The 23,255-nt window shown below is 59.0% G+C and carries 19 protein-coding genes, 4 tRNA genes and 2 pseudogenes; 17 read left to right on the top strand and 8 right to left on the bottom strand.

Features of this window, described 5'->3' with window-relative positions; translation table 11 throughout:
* The gene (locus tag KGA83_RS17735) at nucleotides 1-1,005 is read right to left on the bottom strand and encodes an NADP-dependent oxidoreductase (RefSeq protein WP_108215308.1); all 1,005 of its coding nucleotides are present in this window, start codon (nucleotides 1,003-1,005) and stop codon (nucleotides 1-3) included.
* Nucleotides 1,006-1,241: 236 nt separating this feature from the next.
* Here KGA83_RS17735 and KGA83_RS17730 point away from each other — a divergent pair, with 236 nt between their 5' ends.
* From KGA83_RS17730 to KGA83_RS30095, 4 genes and pseudogenes are all read left to right on the top strand, one after another.
* Complete coding sequence (locus KGA83_RS17730; protein ID WP_223530371.1) at nucleotides 1,242-2,003, top strand: SDR family oxidoreductase; 762 nt, start codon at nucleotides 1,242-1,244, stop codon at nucleotides 2,001-2,003.
* A 264-nt stretch (nucleotides 2,004-2,267) separates the two neighbouring features.
* Nucleotides 2,268-3,653 carry a PLP-dependent aminotransferase family protein gene (locus KGA83_RS17725; RefSeq protein WP_223530370.1) on the top strand — a complete coding sequence of 462 codons (1,386 nt, stop codon included), beginning with the start codon at nucleotides 2,268-2,270 and terminating at the stop codon, nucleotides 3,651-3,653.
* Nucleotides 3,654-3,761: 108 nt separating this feature from the next.
* A pseudogene (locus tag KGA83_RS30100) lies at nucleotides 3,762-4,817 on the top strand (HAMP domain-containing protein); the annotation flags it as partial.
* A gap of 27 nt (nucleotides 4,818-4,844) precedes the next feature.
* Nucleotides 4,845-5,726 (top strand): methyl-accepting chemotaxis protein, encoded by an 882-nt coding sequence (locus KGA83_RS30095; RefSeq protein WP_411741914.1) that lies wholly within the window; start codon nucleotides 4,845-4,847, stop codon nucleotides 5,724-5,726.
* A gap of 178 nt (nucleotides 5,727-5,904) precedes the next feature.
* Here the strand turns inward: KGA83_RS30095 and KGA83_RS17715 are convergent, their stop codons facing one another.
* Nucleotides 5,905-6,663, bottom strand: a complete 759-nt coding sequence (locus tag KGA83_RS17715; RefSeq protein WP_177413209.1) for a hypothetical protein — start codon at nucleotides 6,661-6,663, stop codon at nucleotides 5,905-5,907.
* A 384-nt stretch (nucleotides 6,664-7,047) separates the two neighbouring features.
* On the opposite strand from KGA83_RS17715, the gene KGA83_RS17710 reads away from it, so the two are divergent.
* The 4 genes from KGA83_RS17710 (at nucleotide 7,048) to KGA83_RS17695 (ending at nucleotide 7,460) form a co-directional block, all read left to right on the top strand.
* Nucleotides 7,048-7,123 (top strand) — tRNA-Glu (locus KGA83_RS17710).
* Between the two features lie 2 nt (nucleotides 7,124-7,125).
* Nucleotides 7,126-7,201, top strand: a tRNA-Gly gene (locus KGA83_RS17705).
* A 104-nt stretch (nucleotides 7,202-7,305) separates the two neighbouring features.
* Nucleotides 7,306-7,381 (top strand) — tRNA-Glu (locus KGA83_RS17700).
* A gap of 3 nt (nucleotides 7,382-7,384) precedes the next feature.
* Nucleotides 7,385-7,460: transfer RNA gene (locus tag KGA83_RS17695), tRNA-Gly, on the top strand.
* Between the two features lie 57 nt (nucleotides 7,461-7,517).
* Here KGA83_RS17695 and KGA83_RS17690 read toward each other — a convergent pair.
* Nucleotides 7,518-8,387, bottom strand: a complete 870-nt coding sequence (locus KGA83_RS17690; RefSeq protein WP_223530367.1) for an AraC family transcriptional regulator — start codon at nucleotides 8,385-8,387, stop codon at nucleotides 7,518-7,520.
* Nucleotides 8,388-8,796: 409 nt separating this feature from the next.
* Here KGA83_RS17690 and KGA83_RS17685 point away from each other — a divergent pair, with 409 nt between their 5' ends.
* From KGA83_RS17685 to KGA83_RS17645, 9 genes and pseudogenes are all read left to right on the top strand, one after another.
* Complete coding sequence (locus KGA83_RS17685) at nucleotides 8,797-8,988, top strand: Flp family type IVb pilin (RefSeq protein WP_223530366.1); 192 nt, start codon at nucleotides 8,797-8,799, stop codon at nucleotides 8,986-8,988.
* 197 nt (nucleotides 8,989-9,185) lie between these two features.
* Nucleotides 9,186-9,710 (top strand): prepilin peptidase, encoded by a 525-nt coding sequence (locus KGA83_RS17680; protein ID WP_223530365.1) that lies wholly within the window; start codon nucleotides 9,186-9,188, stop codon nucleotides 9,708-9,710.
* A 2-nt stretch (nucleotides 9,711-9,712) separates the two neighbouring features.
* Complete coding sequence (locus KGA83_RS17675; RefSeq protein WP_223530364.1) at nucleotides 9,713-11,041, top strand: ATP-binding protein; 1,329 nt, start codon at nucleotides 9,713-9,715, stop codon at nucleotides 11,039-11,041.
* A 15-nt stretch (nucleotides 11,042-11,056) separates the two neighbouring features.
* On the top strand, nucleotides 11,057-11,866 hold the full coding sequence (gene cpaB / locus KGA83_RS17670) for a Flp pilus assembly protein CpaB (RefSeq protein ID WP_223530363.1): 810 nt from the start codon (nucleotides 11,057-11,059) through the stop codon (nucleotides 11,864-11,866).
* Between the two features lie 141 nt (nucleotides 11,867-12,007).
* A pseudogene (locus KGA83_RS29940) lies at nucleotides 12,008-12,421 on the top strand (Tad domain-containing protein); the annotation flags it as partial.
* Nucleotides 12,415-13,635 (top strand): AAA family ATPase, encoded by a 1,221-nt coding sequence (locus tag KGA83_RS17660; protein ID WP_223530361.1) that lies wholly within the window; start codon nucleotides 12,415-12,417, stop codon nucleotides 13,633-13,635. The pseudogene KGA83_RS29940 and the gene KGA83_RS17660, both read left to right, overlap by 7 nt.
* Nucleotides 13,636-13,638: 3 nt before the next feature.
* A complete protein-coding gene (locus tag KGA83_RS17655) occupies nucleotides 13,639-15,081 on the top strand; it encodes a CpaF family protein (RefSeq protein ID WP_223530360.1) in 1,443 nt (480 codons plus the stop codon).
* A complete protein-coding gene (locus KGA83_RS17650; protein WP_223530359.1) occupies nucleotides 15,078-16,064 on the top strand; it encodes a type II secretion system F family protein in 987 nt (328 codons plus the stop codon). Before KGA83_RS17655 ends, KGA83_RS17650 begins: the two co-directional genes overlap by 4 nt.
* 29 nt (nucleotides 16,065-16,093) lie before the next feature.
* The gene (locus tag KGA83_RS17645) at nucleotides 16,094-17,059 is read left to right on the top strand and encodes a type II secretion system F family protein (protein ID WP_223530357.1); all 966 of its coding nucleotides are present in this window, start codon (nucleotides 16,094-16,096) and stop codon (nucleotides 17,057-17,059) included.
* 199 nt (nucleotides 17,060-17,258) lie between these two features.
* On the opposite strand, the gene KGA83_RS17640 is transcribed toward KGA83_RS17645, so the two are convergent.
* From KGA83_RS17640 to KGA83_RS17620, 5 genes are all read right to left on the bottom strand, one after another.
* Nucleotides 17,259-17,528 carry a DUF3613 domain-containing protein gene (locus KGA83_RS17640; protein WP_223530355.1) on the bottom strand — a complete coding sequence of 90 codons (270 nt, stop codon included), beginning with the start codon at nucleotides 17,526-17,528 and terminating at the stop codon, nucleotides 17,259-17,261.
* Between the two features lie 18 nt (nucleotides 17,529-17,546).
* Nucleotides 17,547-18,260, bottom strand: coding sequence for a tetratricopeptide repeat protein (locus tag KGA83_RS17635; RefSeq protein WP_223530353.1), 714 nt, complete (start codon nucleotides 18,258-18,260; stop codon nucleotides 17,547-17,549).
* 119 nt (nucleotides 18,261-18,379) lie between these two features.
* Entirely contained in the window at nucleotides 18,380-19,603 is a 1,224-nt protein-coding gene (locus KGA83_RS17630; protein WP_223530351.1) for a type II and III secretion system protein family protein, read from the bottom strand.
* A gap of 531 nt (nucleotides 19,604-20,134) precedes the next feature.
* Nucleotides 20,135-20,542: a PA2817 family protein gene (locus tag KGA83_RS17625; protein WP_007991629.1), complete on the bottom strand. Its 408-nt coding sequence runs from the start codon at nucleotides 20,540-20,542 to the stop codon at nucleotides 20,135-20,137.
* A 74-nt stretch (nucleotides 20,543-20,616) separates the two neighbouring features.
* Entirely contained in the window at nucleotides 20,617-23,064 is a 2,448-nt protein-coding gene (locus tag KGA83_RS17620) for an acyl-CoA dehydrogenase (protein ID WP_223530349.1), read from the bottom strand.
* Nucleotides 23,065-23,255 lie beyond the last annotated feature (191 nt).

Genomic DNA, 23,255 nt, shown 5'->3' with positions numbered 1-23,255 from the left:
TTAAACCTTCAGCACCAACTTCCCGAAATTCTCGCCGTTGAACAATTTCATCAGCGTCTCCGGGAAGGTCTCCAGTCCTTCGATGATGTCTTCCTTGCTCTTGAGCTGCCCCTTGGCCATCCAGCCGGCCATTTCCTGTGCAGCGCTGGCGTATTGGGCGGCGTAGTCCATCACTACGAAACCTTCCATGCGCGCGCGGTTGACCAGCAGCGACAGGTAATTAGCCGGGCCCTTGACCGCCTCCTTGTTGTTGTACTGGCTGATGGCACCGCAAATCACCACCCGCGCCTTCATATTCAGACGGCTCAACACCGCGTCGAGAATGTCGCCACCGACGTTATCGAAATACACGTCGACACCTTTTGGGCACTCGCGCTTGAGACCGGCGAGGACGTCTTCGCTCTTGTAGTCGATAGCACCGTCGAAACCCAGTTCATCGATCAGGAACTTGCACTTGTCCGCGCCGCCGGCGATGCCCACCACACGGCAGCCTTTGATCTTGGCGATCTGCCCGGCGATGCTGCCGACCGCGCCGGCCGCACCCGATAGCACCACGGTGTCACCGGCCTTCGGAGCACCGACGTCGAGCAGGGCGAAGTACGCCGTCATCCCGGTCATGCCCAGTGCCGACAAGTAACGTGGCAGAGGTGCCAGTTTCGGATCGACCTTGTAGAAGCCTCGCGGCTCGCCGAGGAAGAAATCCTGCACACCCAGGGCGCCATTGACGTAATCCCCGACCGCGAACCCCGGGTTGTTCGAGGCAATGACTTTGCCTACACCCAAGGCGCGCATGACTTCGCCGAGTCCGACCGGCGGGATGTAGGACTTGCCCTCATTCATCCAGCCACGCATGGCCGGGTCCAGGGACAGGTATTGGTTTTGAACCAGGATCTGACCCGCCGCCGGTTCGCCGACCGGTATTTCCTGGTAGGTAAATGTCTCGCGGGTCGCCGCGCCGACCGGACGTTTGGCGAGCAGGAATTGGCGATTGGTCTGGGAGGTCATGGCAGGCGCTCAAGATGAATGAAGCTTTGTTGATAGCCGGTCAGCGACGATGCCGCAAGTTCGGCTGATGCGGCGAATGCAGGTTGATCCAGTGCAGTGATAGTTGGTACGGCAGTTCCATCACTGCAACTCATGGGCGCCCAACCGGAGCCTTGATAGTGCTGCCGTGTTCAAGACCTCCATGGCTAGACTGGTCGTGCGCGATTCCCCGCTTTCTTCTCTTCGAGGACATAACAATGAGCATGACGTTTTCCGGCCAGGTGGTTGTGGTGACAGGCGGGGCGGCCGGTATCGGCCGTGCGACCGCCCAGGCATTTGCCGCCGAGGGCCTGAAGGTAGTGGTGGCCGATATGGATACGGCGGGCGGTGAGGGCACGGTGGCGCTGATTCGTACAGCCGGTGGCGAAGCGACCTTCGTACGCTGCAACGTTACCCTGGAAAACGATGTAAAAAATTTGATGGATGAGGTGATCAATACTTATGGTCGCCTCGACTATGCCTTCAACAATGCCGGCATCGAAATCGAGAAAGGCAAGCTGGCCGAAGGTACGCTCGACGAGTTCGACGCGATCATGGGCGTCAACGTCAAAGGCGTCTGGTTGTGCATGAAATACCAATTGCCGCTGCTGCTGGCGCAAGGGGGCGGCGCGATCGTCAATACGGCATCGGTGGCTGGCCTTGGGGCCGCGCCGAAAATGAGCATCTACGCCGCCTCCAAGCATGCGGTGATCGGCCTGACCAAGTCGGCGGCCATCGAGTACGCCAAGAAAAAGATCCGGGTCAATGCGGTATGCCCGGCGGTGATCGACACGGATATGTTCCGTCGCGCTTATGAAACCGACCCGAAAAAAGGCGAGTTCGCCAACGCCATGCATCCGGTCGGTCGCATCGGCAAAGTCGAAGAGATCGCCAGCGCGGTGTTGTACCTGTGCAGCGATGGCGCGGCGTTCACTACGGGTCACTCATTGGCCGTTGACGGTGGTGTAACAGCGTTCTGAAGCAATGCATCGCTATTGAAGGAATAGTTGCAACCTGTGGGAGCGAGCCTGCTCGCGATGAGGGCGTATCAGTCGACATTAATATTGGCTGACACACCGCTTTCGCGAGCAGGCTCGCTCCCACAGTTTTTTGGTTCCGCTAAAGGGCCGGGCAATGTGTTTCAAATGATTAGAGCAATGGGTTTTGGCGGCGTTGTCGCACATGTATTCGAACACTCCTGTGATTAACTGCTGCTCGCAAAATCAACAGGAGTTTGCTTGCTCATGGAATTGAGAATCGACCGACAGGCGCTGGTGCCCGTCGTACAGCAAATTGTTGACGCGCTGACCTGCTGGCTTCGTTCCAGCAGGGTGTCACCCGGTACGCGCCTGCCTTCGGTGCGACAGATTGCGCGGATCAACTTGCTCAGTCAGGTAAGCGTCACGCAGGCCTGCGAACGCCTGGTGACGCAGGGAATGCTGGTGTCCGGTCATGGGGCCGGCTATAGGGTGGCCGACCCGGCATTGGCTACGGTTGCCAGGCACGAGCCTGCGTGGTTCGACGGGGCGGAGCCCGAATACGGGGCCTGGTCGAGTGAGTTGAGGCTGGGGTGTGGCGGGCTGCCTGAAAGCTGGCGCGAGACCGACGATCTGAGTTACGCGATTCGGCAAGTCAGTCGTACCGATACGGCCAGCCTGTTCAACTACAGCACGCCGCTGGGGTTGCCTGCCTTGCGGCAACAGATACTCAGGCGCCTCAGGCAGCTGGGCATCCGGGGGCAGGACAACCGGATCATGACCACGACGGGTGCCAGTCAGGGGCTCGACCTGATTGTGCGGACATTGTTCAAGGTCGGTGACTGTGTGGTCGTGGAAAGTCCGGGTTATCCGGTGCTGTTCGATCTGCTCAGGCTGCACGGCATCCACGTGGTCGGGGTGCCGCGAACACCGCGCGGGCCGGACGTGGACGTGCTCGAATCGCTGCTGGTCAAACACCGGCCTCAAGGGCTGGTCATCAATAGCTTCTACCACAACCCGACCGGCAGCAGCCTTGCACCGACGGTGGCGCGCCACGTGCTGCAGCTGGCCAGGACTTTTGGTGTGCGGGTGATCGAAGACGACGTCTATGCGGATTTGCACAGTGGTTCCGGTACGCGACTGGCTGCGCTGGACGACAACGTGATTTACGTGGGCAGCTATTCCAAGACACTCAGCAGCTCGTTGCGGGTCGGTTTCGTGGTGGCCGGTTCCGAAGTCATTACGCGTCTGGCCGAGGTCAAGATGATCTCTGGCATGGGCGCCTCACGATTTTGCGAGTCGGTGCTGGCGTGCCTGTTGGCTAACGGTGCCTACGGCAAACTGGTGCAGCGTCAGCGCCAACGCTTGAACAGCGACCGGCTGTCGGTGTTGCAACTGCTCGAAGATGCCGAATGGGAGGTTTTCGGCAAACCGGCGGGAGGCCTGTTCATCTGGGCACGATCACGGATGTCCGACGACGATCAGGTGCGGACCCAGGCACGGCGCCTGGGTGTACTGCTGTCATCGAAGACCGCCTTCACCCCCTTGGGTGAGGCCAGTGACTGGCAGCGTATCAACGTGGCCTATGCCTGCGATCCACGTGCCCGTGCGCTCTTTCAGGCCACTGCCGGGGATCGACCTCCAGCGTTCTGAAAACGACGTTGATGTAGCTTTTTGCCATTATTCAGGCACCAGAGCCTTGTGTTGCTACTGGCCCGTTGCGAATCTGCGTCTACAGACTATGGCAGGGGACTAAGTGCAATGAATTCGGCCGTGCAAGGACGTTTTGCCAACCTCGGTATGGCGAAAAAACTGGGTATCGGGGTTGTCCTGGTGCTGTTGTTGACTGCGCTGGTGGCGGGCATTGGCGTGTGGTCCCTGCAAACCATCAGTCAGCGCTTCGACGGGCTCAAGCAAATGTCATCGCTCAACAGCGGTTTGCTCAAGGTGCGGCTGCTGGAGCAGGAATACGCCTTGCACGGCAATCCGAAAACCGTCGACGCCCTGCACGAGGGCGTCGATGGCCTGATCGCCCTGGCCGGCCAACTCAAGGCCGCGTCTGCGGCCAACGTGCCGGTGATGAACGATGTCGAACAGTCTTTGGGTGCCTATCGCAAGGTCTTCGACGAGTTTGTCTCGCTCACCCAGACCAAGGACCTGGCGCTGGAAATGGCCAGTTGGTCGGTGTCCAGCGTGGCCAATAATCTTGATGTATTGCAGTCCGGGCTCGCTGATGACGGCGCCTATACCCTGAAGGATTCCGAAGGCAAGGACGGTGCGCAATTTCTCGAGCAGGCCAGCCAGGTCAGCCAGGTTTCACGCTTGATGCTGCAAGCCATGAATGAAGCGCGCGTGCGTCTGGATCAAAGCCGCAAAGGCGACGACAGCGCCGGGCAGGGCAAGATCGAACAGGCCAGCCAGGCACTGACCCAGGCCGAGCAGCTCAAGACCACGGTCAAGGATGAGGGTTACCAGACCGTCCTCAATGAGGTGATGGGTCATATCGCCAGTTTCAGTGACAAGCTCGCCGAGTACACCGACCTGCTGGAACAGGAAAAAACCGTTTATCAGCAATTGCACCAACGCGCAGCCCAAGTGGTCGAGCGAGTGGATCAGGCTTATGTCGCGCAAGACCAGGCGATGCAGGCTGAACTGAAAAAGAACTCGCTGCTGATCATTGGCTCTTCCGCCCTGGCCTTGCTGGTTGGGCTGGTTGCCGCGTGGATCATCACCCGCTTGATCGTGGCACCGCTGCGCAGTGTGATTCATGTGGCGCAGCAGATCGCCTCGGGGGATTTGAGCGCGACCATCGACGTGACCCGTCGTGACGAAATCGGTCAGTTGATGCAGGCAATGCAGCAAATGGGCGCGGGGCTCAGCCATATTGTCAGCGGCTTGCAGTCGGGTATCGAACAGTTGGCGACTTCCGCCCAGTCACTGTCGGCGGTGACGGAACAGACCAATCTTGAGGTCAGTTCGCAGAAGGAGGAAACCGAACAGGTCGCCACCGCGATGAATCAGATGACGGCCACGGTGCACGATGTTGCGCGCAATGCGGAAGAAGCCGCGTTGGCCGCGCAAACAGCGGACGGCAAGGTTGAAAGCGGTCAGCAGGTGGTGCGCCAGAGCATGGCACGGATCGAGCAGTTGGCGGATTCAGCCACCTCGGCCAGTTCGAGCATCGAAAGCCTGAGTGCGGAAATCCACAATATCGGCACAGTGTTGAGTGTGATCAAAAGCGTGGCAGAGCAGACCAATCTGCTGGCATTGAACGCGGCGATCGAGGCCGCGCGGGCCGGCGAGCAGGGCAGGGGCTTTGCGGTGGTGGCCGACGAAGTGCGCGCGTTGGCCAAGCGAACCCAGCAGTCGACCGAGGAAATCGAACGCCTGGTCAGCGCTTTGCGTTCGGCGGCGCAGTCCTCGGTGCAGCAGATCCAGAGCAGTGGCGAGTTGGTGAAGCTGGCGGTCAGCGACGCATTGCAGACCGAGAGTGCGCTGGGCAGTATTGCCGCGGCGGTATCCTTGATCCAGCAGATGAACCAGCAGATCGCCGCGGCAGCCGAGGAACAGAGCTCGGTGGCCGAAGAGATCAACCGCAGTGTCACCAGTATTCGCGCCAGTGCCGACCAGTCTTCGCTGGCCATGCAGGGCAATGCAGCGTCCAGTATTGAGTTGGCGCAACTGGGGGTTGAGCTGAAGGGGATGGTGGGGCATTTCAGGCTTTGAAATGATCATCGGCCGGGCCCAAAAAAGGCAACTTTTCGATTAATGCTTCCTGTAGGAGCGAGCCGGCTCCGGGCGGCGTTCCGACGATGGTCGTTAAAGATAACGCGCGTTTACTGGTTGAACGCGGCGATCTGGAGTCCATCGCGAGCAGGCTCGCTCCTACAGTGGCTTTCGCTGATCAGTCGTAGATCGCTTTCTTTTTCCAGTCCGCGTCGGCCTCGACGTCTTTTAAGCCTTCGGTCAACTGGTTGACTTCGCCTTCGACCGGCGCAATGCGATCCATGACCTGGTCATTGGCACGGGCCAGGAGTTTTTCCAGATATTCCAGTTGCTCGGCGTAGACCTGTGGTTCCTGTTGTTTGCGTAGGTACTGCACGCCGCGTTCGAATGCCAGGCGAGCCTGTCCGGGCTGGTTCTGTTGCAGGGAATGCTGGCCGAGGTTGTTGAAGAACTCGATGTGCAGCAGCACCAGGATGTGGCGCACTTCACGAATCCAGCGCTTGGCCTCGTTGGGGGCCAGGAAGCCGTCCTGTGCCGCGCGGGTGATCTGGCCGTGCAGGGCTTCGAGCAGGAAGCGTACATCCTTGGCCTTGGCTTCGGTCTGGATCGGTGCTGGCGGATTGTTGACCGGGATGGATTCACCCTGGCCGACAAGGGCTTCCAGCTCGACGATCCGTGCCTTGAGGTTGGCGCTGGATTTCTCCAGGTTGAGCAAGCGCTGGCAGACGTTCAGTTCCAGGCGGGCGAGCAGCAGTTTGAGTGCCGGGGTCATCAGCTGGCCGGGGAACGTCTCGGTGATTTCGCCGCAGCGACGCAGACGATCATTGAGCTCGATCTTGGTACGGGTCTTTTCCAGCTTGTTGTTTTCCAGCACATGGTTCATGAAACCAATGGCGATCAACAGGGCGATCCCGGCTACGACGAGCAGGGTGATCATGAGTGGCGTCACCGGTAAGACCTCTTTATAGGTTGTGCATGCGAGTCGGGTGGCTTGGCATTTGAGCGCCCTGGCCCGCACGACGGGTTGGATCGGACATGCTTGTGCTTATATCGGCCGCAGCCCCGTTTCTATAAATGATGGCACCAGATATACAAAGTGCCATCATTGGGTGGACTATAACGTCTTGCCGGGTGCCGGAATATAGGCGTCAAACGCCGGGCAGCGGAAAACCGCAACGGCTCCCAAAAGCAGGGTGAAGTCATTGATTTAAATAAATTTATATCAGGGGGTTGACGACATCTCAATCCATCCATAGAATGCGCGCCACTTGCAGCGTAAAGCACACAGCGAAACGAAGCAGGGAGTGAATGTTGTACGTGTGTCCCCTTCGTCTAGTGGCCTAGGACACCGCCCTTTCACGGCGGTAACAGGGGTTCGAGTCCCCTAGGGGACGCCAATGCGGGAATAGCTCAGTTGGTAGAGCACGACCTTGCCAAGGTCGGGGTCGCGAGTTCGAGTCTCGTTTCCCGCTCCAATTTTAAACAGCGTTGCTTTCGGGCAGGGCTGAGTGAAACCAGAACCAAGTCTTCGGATGCGGCTCTGGACACCGAAACACACACCATGTGTTCCGGGTAGCGTGTCCCCTTCGTCTAGTGGCCTAGGACACCGCCCTTTCACGGCGGTAACAGGGGTTCGAGTCCCCTAGGGGACGCCATTTGCGGGAATAGCTCAGTTGGTAGAGCACGACCTTGCCAAGGTCGGGGTCGCGAGTTCGAGTCTCGTTTCCCGCTCCATATTTAACGAAAACGCCGCTCATTGAGCGGCGTTTTTGTGTGTGCGTAAAAACTAAATCAACCGCTGAGGCTCTGTACCAGGCTTTCAAGCGCTTCAATGGTTTTGTCATCCTGCACCGGTTGTGCGGCGGCAGCCGCTTTGATTTGGCGTGCCACGCGGTATTCGCTGGGTGTGCAGTTGGCGAACTGCTTGAAGGCACGAGCGAAGTAGGAAGGATCCTTGAAGCCGGCCTCATAGCCGATGCTGGTAATCGGCATCTGGCTGTTGTCGAGCAGATCTTTGGCGAAGTTCATGCGCTTGTCCAGGATGTAATCCGTGAAGCCAAGCCCATTGGCTTCCTTGAACAGGCGGCTGAAGCGAAATGTCGTCATGCCGCAGCGCTGCGCCAGGTCCCTCTGATCGATGTTGTCTCGAAAGTGCTGTTCGATGTACAGCATGACATTGCTCAGCGCCTGGTGTTTTTGGTGTCCTGAGGTCAACCGGATACTTTCCGGCAGGGTCGGGGAGTGGTCGATCTGCGAAGACTTGCCCCGGCCGTTGGTATTTCGACGCAGCTCGCAGAGTTGCACCACCGCCGTCAGGTAACGATTCCTCTCGGTGGTCGAGAGCGGGAGCACCATGTATTCCCAGACGCTGGAGCGCATGGCCCATACAGCCAGCTCCTCCGAGTGCTGCACGGTGAACATGGTGATCGGGATGGTGGGGGTGGTGCGTTTGATTTCCAGCAACAGCCGCAAGCCTGGCGTGTCGGGGCGATCAAAATGGACGCAGATCATGTCTGCGTGTTCCCCGATGGGCAGCACGGAATTTTTCGCCAGTTTGCAGTCGCAGGAGTCCTCGAACTGCGCGGCGAGTTCTTTCGTGGACCGATCATGAGTCAGATCGAACCACAGGAGCGATGGCCTTTTGGTCAAATTGGACGTCATGTCTCTACTCTGGGGTTCTGGGTGACTCACTTTGTTAAGGAGTATTGCCAAGGTGCCATCACTTTGCAGATTTAATCCTGATAGGGAAGATGGTTTTTAGTTCTATTCGCTCTATGGGTTGCCTGGAAGGCAGCCCGGGCGAGCGTTTGTTGGGGTGTTTTCGACAAACCGGGTTTAACCGCTTGTCGCTTGTGAATCAATGGCAATTGTCTTTGCGTTTCAGCGCCTTGTTCACCCCCACCTGTTACTTCTGCAAAAGCCAATGCTGCGTATTTGGCTGCCCCGCAAAAAAGTCCTAACGATGTGCAAAATCTTCCTAACGCCCATGCCTTGCCACTGACTAGGGTTGCATCAGGCAGCACAGAAAGTACTGCCTCAGAAAAAACAACATTCGAGTGAGGTGGGCAAAATGATTATGCAAACAATCAAGGCTTCGGTTGTGAAGTTCATCAACGATGAAGATGGCCTGACCGTTGTGGAATACGCGGTAGCCGGCGGGTTGGTTACGGCGCTTGTCGTCGGAATTTTCTCGACCCTTGGAACAGCAGTTCAGACCAAAATGCAGGCACTGTGCACCGCGATCAATGGTGGCGCCTGCTGATAGTTCCCTCTTGGGGGACACGTCGATGTCCATGGGACAGCCGGTTGCCGCTATTTCTGATAGGGCGCCGGCAACTTTCTTTATGGACTTCGCGTTGTCCCTGTCAATTTGTGTAGAGAGCGCAAATCACTGCGCTGTTCAAGGCCGCCAATAGCAACGCTGCACGCTAACGATTAATACCTGCAGGGAGACATGCCATGTCCACGGAACTGGTATCGATGGTTTTACTGATGGGACTTTTGGGCGTGGCGGTGTTGAGCGATCTGCTTCGCCATCGTATTCCGAACATGCTCGTCCTGTTGGGCCTAGTCTTGGGATTGATCGGTCAAATGTATTCAGGTGGTGTCAGCGGATTGGGTGACAGCCTGCTGGGCATCCTGATCTGTTTTGCGCTGTTTCTGCCGATGTACGCCTCCGGTGGCATGGCAGCTGGTGATGTCAAGTTAATGGCCATGGTCGGCAGTTTTCTACCGTTCCAATACGCATTGTGGGCTGCAATGTTCAGCCTGATTGCCGGTAGCGTATGCGGTTTATTGATCGTGCTGGTTCGCGGTCAATTGCGTCAGACCCTGGGGCGTTATTGGCTGATTCTACGGGCGCAGGCTTATCTGGCGCCAACTTCAGATGAAGTAGCCGGCAAGCCTTTCCCATATTCGATTGCAATATTGATCGGCACTTTGAACAGCGTCTACTGGCAAGTTGCCGGTGGATTTGGAGGTTAGACATGCACGTCATCGTCGATAGTGATGCCTACCCCAGCGATCGGAACGCGGTGCAACGGCTGGCGCCTCAGCCCTGCACTATCCGCGAAACCGGCCTGACCGACAGTTTTCTCGGCGAGTTGGTGTGCAAGCATTTGTTTGATGCCGGTGTTCTGGACATGTCGCGGCTGGTGGAGCGCCTGGCGCTGACCGGTGCGGTACTTGAAGAGGTCCTGGCGTTTCTGCGCAAGGATGGCCGTGTCGAAGTGCTTGGCCAGGTGAGTCAAACGGGCGGGCAGATGCTGCGTTATGGCCTGACCGAACGCGGACGCAGTGCCGCCCGCGATGCCCTTTCGCGCAGTGGCTATATCGGTGCGGCACCCTTCCCGGTGAGTACCTATCGCTCCCTGATCAAGTTGCAGACCATTCACCATGGTCGCATCAATGCCAACGATATGCGCAATGCCCTGGCTGGCGTAGTGCTCACGGAGGAGATGCTCGATCAATTGGGTGTGGCGATGAACTCCGGGCGCGCGATCATGATTTATGGCCCCGCGGGTACCGGCAAGACTTATGTCAGCAGTCGGCTGATCCGTCTGTTCGCCGAGGCCATCTGGGTGCCTCATGCCATCGTCATCAATGAGTCGGTGATCGAGATCTATGACCCGCAGGTGCATCAGCAGCTCGATGAAAACGCTCAACAGAACAACCTGATGCTCAACGAAGGGATCGACCGTCGACTGCTGCGCTGCAAACGCCCGATCGTCATCACGGGCGGTGAGTTGAGCATGGAGCAACTGGACGTTCGTTATGACCCCTTCACCCGTCAATACCAGGCCGCCTTGCAGCTCAAGGCCAGCAATGGCCTGTTCATCATCGACGACATGGGGCGCCAGCGCATGGCGCCCGCCGAGCTGTTCAATCGCTGGATCGTCCCGATGGAAGAGAAACGCGATTTCCTCAACCTGGGCGGCGGTCGGCATTGCGAATTGCCGTTCGATCTGATTCTGGTGTTTTCCACCAACCTCAATCCCCTGGAACTGGCCGATGAGGCCTTCCTGCGCCGGATTGGCTACAAGCTGCAGTTCGGTTACCTGAAGCCCGAGCAGTACGAAAAGATCTGGCGCATGGAAAGCGAGCGCCTGGGCATTTCCTATGACCCGCTGCTGGTGCGTTATGCGCTGCAAAGGCTGTATGCAAGTGAAGGCATGCCCCTGGTGCCCTGCCATCCCCGCGATCTCCTGAACATGGCACTCGATCGCCAGCGTTATATGGGCGGTTCCGGACCACTGTCACCGAAAGAGTTGGAATGGGCCTGGCGCAACTACTTCGTCCAGCTCGACTTTCTTTGATACGGAGATACTGACATGAGCTCTCGTACGCTGACCCTGATAGGTGTTTCTCTGGCCATGGGCCTTGGGGCTGCATGGATGGCCGACTCCTGGCTGAGCGCGCGGCTCAATGCCAGCCCGGATGACCACCTGCGAAGCGTGGTGGTCGCCACGGTAGAGATTCCATTCGGGCAGTTGGTCGAGGCCCAGCAGCTCACGACCGTACGCATGCCCATGGATACGATCCCGGACGATGCCTTCGATGCCAGCGAAAAAGCCGTGGGCAAGATCGCAACGTTCGACATTCTGCGGGGCGACATCGTGCGCGGTGCGCGTCTGAGCGAGCACCTGGGGGGCAGCACCCTGGCCTCTTTGATTGCGCCTGACAAACGCGCCATTTCGGTTCGGGTGGACGATGTGGTCGGCGTCGGCGGATTCCTGTTGCCGGGTAACCGGGTCGATGTACTGGCGACCAAAACCACCAATGCCGGCAGTAACAGCGCCTCCTCCAGGACCATCCTCGAGAACTTGCGGGTGTTGGCGGTGGATCAGACCGCGGGTACCGACAAGACCCAACCGGTGGTGGTGCGCGCAGTGACGCTGGAGATGTCGGCCGCTGAAGCGGAAACCCTGGTCACGGCGCAGACGGAAGGCAAGTTGCAACTGGCGCTGCGTAACCCACTGAACCTTGAGAAGAAAACTGCAGCCGTTGCGCCTGCCCCACCGGTCATGGCAGTGGCTACCGCCACAGAGCCAAATCGCGTAGTGCCACGTGGTAACGGAGAGGGTGGCAGAGCCGTCACCATTATCCGTGGGGTCGAGGCCAATGTAGTCAAAATTCACTGACCGGGCGCAACAGGTGCCAAGGCGCCGCGGTATTGGCGGAGTCGATCCGGAGCGGTATCGGCAATCGAGGCCTTGATGATGAATCTTCGTATTCAGCGGCCGTTCACTTCGACGCCAAGGCGCCAGGAAGGATCGGTGAGTGTATTGATGGTGATCTCGTTGGCGGCGATGGCCATGATGGCGGCGTTGGCGTTGGATGGCGGGCATATGATGCTGAACAAAACGCGCCTGCAGAATGCGGTGGACGCCGCCGCCCTGAGTGGCGCTAAAACCCTTCGGCAGATGGAAGGCGGTGTCGACACTCCCGCCATTGCCAACGCGACACGCGCTGCCGCGCTCAATACGCTGACCTTTGGTGAGTTCGGCCGCATGCTCTATCAGTACAACGTGCTGCTGCAGGCCAGCCGCGATGTCCAGTTGAGTCTGCAAAACTTCGTTTTCAATCTGTTCATTCCCGGGTTCGACGTGTCCATTACCTTGCCTGCATTCAGGGCAACGTTGCTACGTGAAAGCCTCGGGCGTCATTCCGATTCCGGGGAGATTACGCCATGCTGAATACCAAGGACACTCCACTCTCCAGTTCGACCGGCAAAGCCGGGCTCAGGTTGCTGATCAGCAGCCGTGATGCCACGTCGTTGCGCGACTTGCAGAGCGTCTGCCAACGCATGCCCAGCCTGGAGGTGAGTACTCGGCTAGTGAGCAATGGGCATGTCGACCCGCTCTACGGCTTGGACCGGATGCCCGATCTGTTGCTGTTGCGCGTCAGCCACCTGTGGCGCGAAGAGCTGGCGGCCCTGTTGCAGCGCCCGGCCCATGAACGTCCGCCGATGTTGGTGTGCGGACTGCTGAGCGAACAGGAAGGCATGCGCCTGGCGATGCAGGCCGGCGCCCGTGACGTGCTGCCGGAGCCCGTCGCCGAGACAGAACTGGTTGCTGCCTTGAATCGGCTGGTCATGGAGGTTCGGACCGGCAGTGGGACAGAAGGGAAATTGCTCGCCGTGATCAGCGCCAAGGGCGGATCCGGCGGCACCATGCTGGCCTGCAACCTGGCTCAGCAGCTCAGCATGAAGGCTGGCAGTACCCTGTTGCTGGACATGGACCTGCAATTTGGCAGCGTGACGCATTACCTGGATGTGGCGCAGACGCACAGCCATCTGGAGGTGTTGCATCAGATCGACGGCATGGACAGCGTTGCGCTACGGGGTTTTTGCAGCCACTTCAGTCCGACCTTGCATGTGCTGGGTGGCCGGGCCGGTGAGCTGTGCCTGCCGCAGGATGCTCAACCCGAGCAACTTGACACCCTGATGCAGTTGGCCCGCGCCAGCTATGACTGGGTGGTGATCGATCTGCCACGGCAAATCGATCACCTCACCGGCTCTGTGCTGGAACAGGTGGATCGGGTGTACGTGGTGGTGCAGCAGAGCGTTAGCCATCTGCGCGATGCCAGTTCCCTGGTGCGGATTCTTCGCGAAGACCTGGGCGTGCGTGGGGATCAATTGCAGATAGTGGTCAATCGCTATGACAAGTCGGCAGCGGTCAGCCTCAAGGATATCAGCGAGGCGCTGCGCTGCACGAACCTGGCGAAGTTACCCAACGACTTCAACCTGGTCAGCCAGAGTCAGAACACTGGCGTGCCGTTGGAGCTGCATGCGCCGAAGGCGGCGATCACCGCTGCCCTGCGCAACGTGGCCGAGGAACTGGTCGGCAAGCAGGTGGCTGGAAACAAAGGCGCACTCAAACGCGCCTTCAACCGTTTTTTCGGGGGGTGACCCATGATCAGTGACTTTCGTAACCGCTTGCGCAAACAGGCCGGTAAATCCGCCCCGTCGCAGGCTAACCAGCCAGGTGACGACCAACTGGATCCGGCAGAGGAAGTGATGGCGTGGGAGCGTGCAACGCCGGACGTTCTTTACGAAACCAAAAGTCAGGTCACCCCGGTGGAAGCCGAGTGGCGAGAAAAGATTTACCAACAGTTGCTCAAGGTCATGGACCTGTCCTTGCTGGACTCCCTTGAACAGGCTGAGGCCACGCGACAGATTCGCGATATTTGCCAGCGCCTGCTCGATGAGCACTCGGCACCGGTGAGTACGTCCAGCCGCCAGTTGATCATCAAGCAGATCACCGACGAGGTGCTCGGTCTGGGGCCTCTGGAACCGCTGCTGGCCGATCACAGTGTGTCCGACATTTTGGTCAACCGGCATGACTCAGTGTATGTCGAGCGCTTCGGCAAGCTGCAACGCACCGACGTGCGTTTTCGCGATGATCGGCATTTGCTGAACATCATTGACCGCATCGTTTCCAGCCTGGGGCGGCGTATTGACGAGTCCTCGCCCTTGGTGGATGCCCGGCTCAAGGATGGTTCGCGGGTCAACGCGATTATTCCGCCGCTGGCCATCGACGGCCCGAGCATGTCGATCCGGCGCTTTGCGGTGGACCTACTCAATACCGACAGCCTGATCCAGGTGGGGGCGTTGACCCCGGCCATTGCCCTGCTGCTCAAGGCGATTGTCCGTGGGCGCTTGAATGTGCTGATTTCCGGCGGTACCGGTAGCGGCAAGACCACCATGCTCAATGTGCTGTCCAGTTTCATCCCGCACAACGAGCGGATCGTTACCATCGAAGACTCAGCCGAACTGCAGTTGCAACAGCCCCACGTGGTACGCCTGGAAACCCGGCCTTCGAATATCGAGGGGCGTGGCGAGGTGAACCAGCGGGAGTTGGTGCGCAACAGCTTGCGGATGCGTCCGGACCGCATTGTGATCGGCGAAGTGCGCGGCGCCGAGGCACTGGACATGCTGACTGCGATGAACACCGGCCACGACGGCTCGCTGACCACGATCCACGCCAACACCGCACGCGATGCATTGGGGCGAATCGAGAACATGGTGTCGATGACCGGGGCGACCTTTCCGATCAAGGCCATGCGCCAACAGATCGCTTCGGCCATCGGAGTGGTGATCCAGCTGGAACGCCAGGAGGATGGCAAGCGCCGCCTGGTCAGCGTGCAGGAGATCAACGGCATGGAGGGCGAGATCATCACCATGACCGAAATCTTCTCCTTCGTGCGCCACGGCGTGGGCGAAAACGGCGAAGTACTCGGTGATTTTCGGCCCAGCGGCATGATCCCCGCCTTCCGTGATGTGCTGGCCAAGCGCGGCATCGAGTTGCCGCTTGCGATGTTCAGGCCTGAGTGGATGGAGGCACGGCAATCATGAACCAGGTTCCTGGTGAATTCATTCTGATGTTCCTTGGCATGGTGTTTATTGCCGTCTTCCTCCTGTCCCAGAGTGTGGCAGTGCCGGTGTTTGGCGAGGCCGGCAAGATGCGCAAGCGCATCCGCGGCCGCCTGCACGTAATGGAGAAAGCCAATAATTTGCCCAACATGCAAACGGTATTGAGGCAGAAGTACCTGACGCGCTTGTCGCCCCTGGAGGCCAGGCTTGAGCAGCTGCCCTTTATGGAGGCATTGACGCAAATGATTGAGCAGTCCGGGCACGAATACCGGGCCTATCGGGTATTACTGCTCGGGCTGGTGCTGGGTGTCTGGGTGGGTATCCTGATCTGGATGGTTTCGCCAGTCTGGTGGATGGCGCTGGTGGCGGGTTTCGCGGTCTTCTGGTTACCCATACTGAAAATCTCTCGCGACCGTGGCAAGCGTTTCGCTGAGTTCGAGGAAGGCCTGCCGGATGCGCTGGATGCCATGTGCCGCGCTCTGCGCGCCGGGCACCCATTCAACGAAACCCTGCGTTTGGTGGCCGAGGAGCACAAGGGGCCGGTGGCTCATGAGTTTGGCCTGACCTTCTCCGATATCAACTATGGCAACGATGTACGCCGGGCCATGCTCGGCCTGCTGGAACGCATGCCGAGCATGACAGTGATGATGCTGGTGACCTCGATCCTGATCCATCGCGAGACCGGCGGCAATCTGACCGAAGTGCTGGAGCGTCTGAGTCGGCTGATTCGCGGGCGCTTCCGCTTTCAGCGCAAAGTCAAAACCCTGTCGGCTGAAGGGCGCATGTCGGCCTGGGTGCTGGTGGCTATTCCCTTCGTGCTCGCGATCGCGATCATACTCACCACCCCCAGTTACATGCCTGTGCTGATCAATGATTCCTTCGGTCACAAGCTGATCATCGGGGCGTTCTGCGCCATGTTGATCGGTATTTTCTGGATACGCAAAATCATCCGGATTCAGGTTTGAGCGGTATTCGCTACCGAGAGGTACAGGTCATGGATTTTTTGCTCGGGTTGTTCAGTCGGGTCACGGGGAACGAGGAGATGGCGCGCCTGTTGTTCCTTGGCGCGATCGGTTTGAGTACGGTGCTTGCGGTCGGCACCGTGATCTTGCTGATACAGGGGCTTCAGGACCCGGTGCAGCGTCGCTTGGCGCTGATCAAGCGTGGTCATTTAGGCAACACGACCGGGCAGGAGGCTCCGGGTAACCTGCAACTGTTGCTGGAGCGGGTCGGCCAGCGCTTTGCCTCGGCCGGGTCAGCTCAAACGTCCGTCACCCAGACCCTGTTGATGCATGCGGGATACCGCTCCTCGTCGGCGGTGCAGATGTACTGGGCAGTGCGCTTGATGTTGCCGCTGTTATTGATCGGTATTGCGTTGCTGCTGTTGCCGATGATTCCCAAGGTTTCCCTGAGCATGGGGCTGCTGTTGGTGGTCATGGTGGCCGGTATCGGATGGTTGGTGCCGGCAATGTATGTCGCCAAGCGTAAGCAGATGCGACAAGGTCGGCTGCGTGCGGCGTTTCCGGATGCGCTGGATATGATGGTGGTGTGCGTGGAGTCGGGCCTGGCCTTGCCCACGACCATCGAACGAGTGGCTGAGGAGATGTCGGTCAGTCAGGTCGAACTGGCTGAAGAACTGGCGCTGGTCAATGCGCAAATCCGCGCGGGCATATCCAGTACCGAGGCGCTCAAGCAACTGGCCGTACGCACTGGCCTGGATGATGTACAAGGTCTGGTCAGCCTGTTGGCGCAGAGTATCCGTTTTGGTACCAGCGTGGCCGACACCTTGCGCATCTATGCCGATGAGTTCCGTGACCGGCGTACGCAGGCCGCCGAAGAGATGGGGGCGAAAGTCGGTACCAAGCTGATATTCCCGCTGATTCTCTGTCTATGGCCGAGCTTTTTTCTGGTCGCTATCGGCCCGGCTCTGATCGGGGTACTCAGAGTATTCGGTAAGTGAACAGGAGTGGCTTGCTGTCGAACAGGATGGCTGTACTGCATAAGAACGGGGTGGAGCAGGCGAACGGAGTGCATTCACTCCAATCGCTTGCTCCACCTCGTAGTATCTGGACTGTATTTTCCTGCACTCGTGATTGAGCCCGGCTTTGCAGCCAGGCCACTCTGGACTACACCAGAGGCAGATCACTCATCGATAGGCCTCAGTTGCCGATGGTCATTTGTCCCGCTGAATCCTGGTCATAAAATTCCGGAATCGGAAAGTTGAAGCTATTCAGCCAGCGCTGCATGGCCAGGTCACGTTCGGTGGCCGAAGCGGTTTGCAGGTGAGGGGAGGCAACCACACCGCGAATCTGCAGCTGCAACCACTGTTCGGTGCCTTGTTGATACGGCGAAGAGGGGCCCGGCTCAATGGCCCAGGCAGTGGTGGACAGGCAAGCCGTGCACAGGATCAACAGCCGTTTGGTATTCATCTCGACTCCTCGTACGTTCTACTTGTTCGCACTGGAAGAGGCATCGGCTACCTCAGTTTTGCGATTGCCATCGGTAGCCACCACTTTATTGGCGGAGGCCTTGAGTTTTTCCGCGCGGTTTTGAGCTTCTACGACTTGCCTGGGGCTCAAGTCGGCGCGGGTCACGAGTTCGGCGGCCGATTTCCAGTTATCCTGGTAGATCAGCAACGTCACCATATTGAGTGCCGCCAGTGTGTTTGCCTGCTTGAGCTCCATGGCGGTCATGAACTCGAAGCGTGCTTCAGGGATCCGGTGCTGATTGAGGTAGACGACCCCCAGGTCATTGCGCATCCTGTCGTCGGTGGGGGCCATCTGCACCGCACGCTCAAGGTGAGTGGCAGCGCTGGCGTTATCATTTTTGGCGGCGGCCAGTTGGCCCAGGCCAAGTTCCCCTTCAGCTGCCAGACAGGTGCCGAGCAAGCTTTCGTACAAGGGCTGCGCGTCGCCGCTACGCCCCATCAAGCGCAGCACCCGAGCCTTGCGCAGGCGGACCTGAACCAGGCTATCGGGCATTCCTTCCAGATTCGCCAGGCTGGCATACAAACGGCCTTCGTCGGCCATGCTGTCGGCCAGGTTCAGGGCCAGTTCTTGCTCCGAATCGGGCTTGGCACAGCTGGCCGGTCGCGAAGACAGACCATTGCTGGCACAACCGGCGAGCATCAATGTCGCCGCTATTGCAATGACTGCTTTCATCGAAGGTCCCCTGGCTAGAACAGCTTGAACGCCTGGCCAATGGCAATAAGGCTGGCCCGGCAAGCGTGCAAAGTCACCGTCAGGCGTGAGGGCGAGGCCCGTCTGGTTCAGGCTCCGGCTCATTGCGAGAGCCCCATGCGACTGTCGAAGTCGCCATTTTCCAGGAAAAACATGCGGTAGAAGTTCGGGTCGTAATTGCGCAGCTGCTCGCCAGGCAATGACGGCAGTTGTGCATTGGCCGCCAGTGGCTGGACCAGATGCGGGGTGACGATCATCAGCAGTTCACGCTCTTCGCGGTTGATGGTGTTGTCGCGGAAAAACGCGCCCAGAACCGGGATATCGCCCAGCCCCGGAAACTTGTTCACCTGGGAAGTGTTGCGGGAGCTGATCAGGCCGCTGATGACGAAGCTTTCGCCGTCGGCCAGGGAGATGCTGGTATCGGTACGGCGCACGGTCAGGGCCGGGACGACCGTGCCGGCGATGCTCACGGCGTTGGTGAAGTCCAGTTCACTGACTTCCGGTGCCACCTTCAACGCGATACGGTTTTTACCAATGATGGTCGGCGTCAGGGTCAGGCGGATACCGAACTCCTTGTACTCGATGGACACGCTATCACTGCCTGAACTGGGCACCGGAATCGGTATTTCACCACCGGCCAGGAAGCTCGCACTCTGCCCGCTGAGCGCGACCAGACTTGGCCGCGCCAGGGTGTAGGCGAAACCGCTGCCTTCCAGCGCGTTGAGCGCCACCAGGGTATTACCGGTAGCAAACGTGAGGTTGAAGTTGTCGTTTCTCACCGGTATCGACGGCGTGACAATGCCGCCGATGGTGGGCAAGGTTCTCGGCGAACCGAACAGGAAGTTGCCGCGGATGCCGAAAATCGAGGCGGAGGCTTCCTTGAGCTTGGTCCGGCTGACTTCAACGAAGCGGATATCGGTCTGCACCTGGCTCGGCAGCAGCAGGTCGTCGGAGGGCACCGACGGCGCGCTGGTCAGCGCCGCTGTGGCTTTACCCTTGACGAACACCATGCTTTGGCGCGGCGTTTTCGAACAGGCGGTCCAGACCATCAGGCTGGTGGTCCCGGGCGCAAGGCCCGTGAGTATGAACGCATTGCTGCCGCTGGGTTGCACGTCGGCAATTTTCGGGTCACCCACCGCCAGTTGCGTTACCGCAACGGGGCTGCGCAGTTCACTCTGCAGCCCCTGACCGACCTCGTAGGTTGTCGGCCAATTGTCCAGTTGCGGGCAATTGGCCGGCGCGGCCTGAGCCGCCTCCACGCTGAGGCCCATCCAGAACAGGCCATGGATAATTCGCTTGAAAGCGGGCTCGGTACGAAAGCTCATTAAGTACATCCTCACTGGATGGGCCGTCTTTAGGCGGACTGAGTTGTCTCGGATCACTTCACTTCACGGGGATCGGGCTATCCCCCTCCCAATGCGCCAGACCCGCTATCCATGGCCTTGGCGTTATTCCTTGCATTACACACGAGCGGGTCCACTTCGCTGATCTGGCGGGACAGCGAGCGACCTGGTTCCCTCGGCAAGTAATCGGTAATGAAGGTACAGAGCCGGAAAACGCCTGCCAGGATCATGGTGAGGTAACTCCTTTTGCCAATTTGTTGTCTGATCACTGAAGCTAACGTGGAAAATCCAGCCGTGATGACTTCTTATTGTTTGAAGGTAGTTCAATCAGTCCAAAGTGCCATGAATTTAAACAAAACCATTGGTGCAAAGGCTGGGTTTAGGCGGGCGGGCGAGCGATTCGGGCAAGGTCGCAGCGCAGTGCGGTTGCCTGATATTGACGGGGTGCTCTGAAGGCAATAAAAAAAAGGCCCGCATGCAAGCATGCGGGCCTTTGGCTTCACTGATAGAAGATCAGTGCTTGCTGTCCTGGTTCGACAGCGCCAGCAGCTGTTTTTCCTGGTTCCAGTCGAAAGGTTCGTCGTTCTGTTCGGCTTCGAAGCGGCGTTCTTCCAATGCCTGATACAGGTCGATTTCTTCATCGGACAAGTAGTGCAGGCAGTCACCGGCGAAATACCACAGCAGATCCCGTGGAATCAGGTGAGCGATTTGCGGATAACGGGAAATGACTTGAGTCAGGATGTCCTGGCCCAGGTACTGGCTTTCGATCGGGTCGATCGGCAGCGATGCAAGCAGTTCGTCGAAGCGCTCAAGGAACAAGGCATGGCTTTCTTCGGGAACCTGCTCGGCCTCACCTACGGCGACCAGGATGCTGCGCAGGTGGTCGAGTAAAACGAGATGATCGGCAACGATGTTGGACACGAGATAAGTCCTCAAGAGCAAAACGGGCGCGGGAGTATAAAGCGCCAGCGCCCGTTTTTACATGCTTGAAGGGATCAGCGGACTTTTCCCTTGGCCAGCGCCAGAGCCTTTTGGTCAAAGTCATCGACATCGATCACCTTGCGTCGGGCCGCTTCGGCTTCACGCAGGGTTTGGGCTTCCACCGGCTGCAACACGCCAGCTTCGAGGGCGGCATCGATCGCCGACTCGCCGGCCAGCGGTTTGACCTGACCACTCTTGAGTGCCACATGCAGCTTTTTCTGCAATGGCTGTGCGGCGCTCAACAGATTGCAGGCGTGTTGCAATGCCCCGACCGGATCGTCGCTCGCTTGTGGGCGATAGCAACCCAGGAGCAATTCCTCCAGGGCAGGGTCGCCCTTGGCGCGGCCAATCAACCCAGCGACTTCGGCACCGAGTTTGTCCGATGGCCCTTTGTGCCGGCGACCGAACGGGAACACGATCACCCGCAACAGGCAGCCGACGATTTTGTTCGGGAAGTTATTCAGCAACTCATCCATGGCGCGTTCGGCCTGGCTCAGGCTTTCTTCCATGGCCCAGGCCAGCAGCGGCGCCATGTACTGTGGTGAGTCGAGATCGTGGTAGCGCTTGAGCGCGGCAGAGGCCAGGTAAAGGTTGCTCAGCACGTCACCCAGCCGTGCGGACAGACGTTCCCGGCGTTTCAACTCTCCCCCCAGCAGCATCATGCTGAGGTCGGCGAGCAGGGCGAAAGCAGCGGCCTGACGATTGAGGGCACGGAAATAACCCTGGCTGAGCTTGTCGCCCGGGGTGTGTTCGAAGTGTCCGAAACCGAGATTGAGCACCAGTGTGCTGGCGGCGTTGCTTACGGCAAAACCGATGTGCTTGAGCAGCAGGCCATCGAATTCTGTGAGCGCCTGATCCTTGTCTTCACGGTCGGCAAGGGCCATTTCCTTGAGGACGAAGGGGTGGCAGCGAATTGCACCCTGGCCGAAGATGATCAGGTTGCGCGAGAGAATGTTCGCGCCTTCGACGGTGATGAAAATCGGCGCGCAGTTCCATTTGCGACCAAGGTAGTTGTTCGGCCCCATGATGATTGCCTTGCCGCCGTGCACGTCCATGGCATCGCTGAGGCAGTCGCGGCCGCGCTCGGTCAGGTGGTACTTGAGAATCGCCGACAGCACTGACGGTTTCTCGCCCAGGTCGACCGCATTGGCGGTCAGCATGCGGGCGGCGTCCATCATCCAGGTGTTGCCGCCAATACGCGCCATGGCTTCCTGAATGCCTTCGAAAGCGCCAATCGGCACGTTGAACTGCTCGCGAACCTGAGCGTATTGGCCCGTCACCAGGCTGGTGAACTTGGCCATGCCGGTGCCCACCGCCGGCAGGGAAATCGAACGCCCGACCGACAGGCAATTCATCAGCATCATCCAGCCTTTGCCGAGCATCTCCTGGCCGCCGATGAGGAACTCCAGCGGGATGAACACGTCCTTGCCTGAATTCGGGCCATTCATGAACGCGGCGCCCAACGGCAGATGCCGGCGGCCGATCTCGACACCGGGCAGGTCGGTTGGAATCAGTGCGAGGCTGATGCCCAAGTCCTCCTGATCACCTAGCAGGTGATCCGGGTCATAGGCCTTGAAGGCCAGGCCGAGGAGGGTGGCCACCGGGCCGAGGGTGATGTAACGCTTTTCCCAGTTCAGGCGCAGGCCGAGGACTTCCTGACCCTGCCATTCACCTTTGCAGATCACTCCCGAGTCCGGCATGCCGCCGGCATCGGAGCCGGCCAGCGGGCCGGTAAGGGCAAAGCACGGGATATCGTCGCCGCGTGCCAGGCGTGGCAGGTAATGGTTGCGTTGTTCGTCGGTACCGTAATGCAGCAACAGTTCGGCCGGGCCGAGGGAGTTGGGGACCATCACGGTGGTGACGAGGTCGCCACTGTGGCTCGCCAGTTTCATCGCCACTTGCGAGTGGGCATAAGCGGAGAAGCCCTTGCCGCCAAACTCCTTGGGGATGATCAGGGCGAAAAAGCCGTTGTCCTTGATGAAGCTCCAGACTTCGGGCGGCAGGTCCATGGTTTGACTGAGCTGCCATTCATTGACCATGGTGCAGAGTGTTTCGGTCGGCCCGTCGATGAAAGCCTGTTCCTCTTCGTTCAATTGCGCTTTGGGATAGGACAGCAGTTTGCTCCAGTCCGGACGGCCACTGAACAGTTCGCCATCCCACCAGACCGTGCCGGCGTCGATGGCGTCGCGCTCGGTTTGCGACATGGGTGGCAGGGTTTTCCGGAACCAGTTGAACATCGGTGCGCTGAACAATTTGCGGCGCAGGTCGGGCAGCAGCAAGGGCGCGGCGACAGCGGCGATCAACACCCAGATAACCAGCAGCAACCAGCCCGGCGCGCGGCTGAACGCACCCATTGCCACGGCATAGACGGCCACGATGACCAGGGCGGGCAGCGGGGCGATGCGGCGGTGGGCCAAATAAGCAATCCCGACCAGCAGAACCAGTATCCACAACAGCAGCATATTCATTCCTCCGTGAAACCATGGCGAACCAGCCCACAGAGCTTAGACGGCATCCGTAAAACAGGCAGGTCACAGCGATGTGATTGGAACCGTGGGAAAAGCGTTGATCGAGCGAGCGACAAAGCGCCCATGTTTGGCCGAAACGTCGTTATCTCTGTGCTCAAGCGCTCGCTAGACTCGGGACTTCCCCA

Source organism: Pseudomonas sp. GL-R-19, from assembly GCF_019956375.1.
In the GTDB taxonomy this organism is placed as follows: domain Bacteria; phylum Pseudomonadota; class Gammaproteobacteria; order Pseudomonadales; family Pseudomonadaceae; genus Aquipseudomonas.
This window is presented reverse-complemented; position numbering and strand designations above follow the sequence as displayed.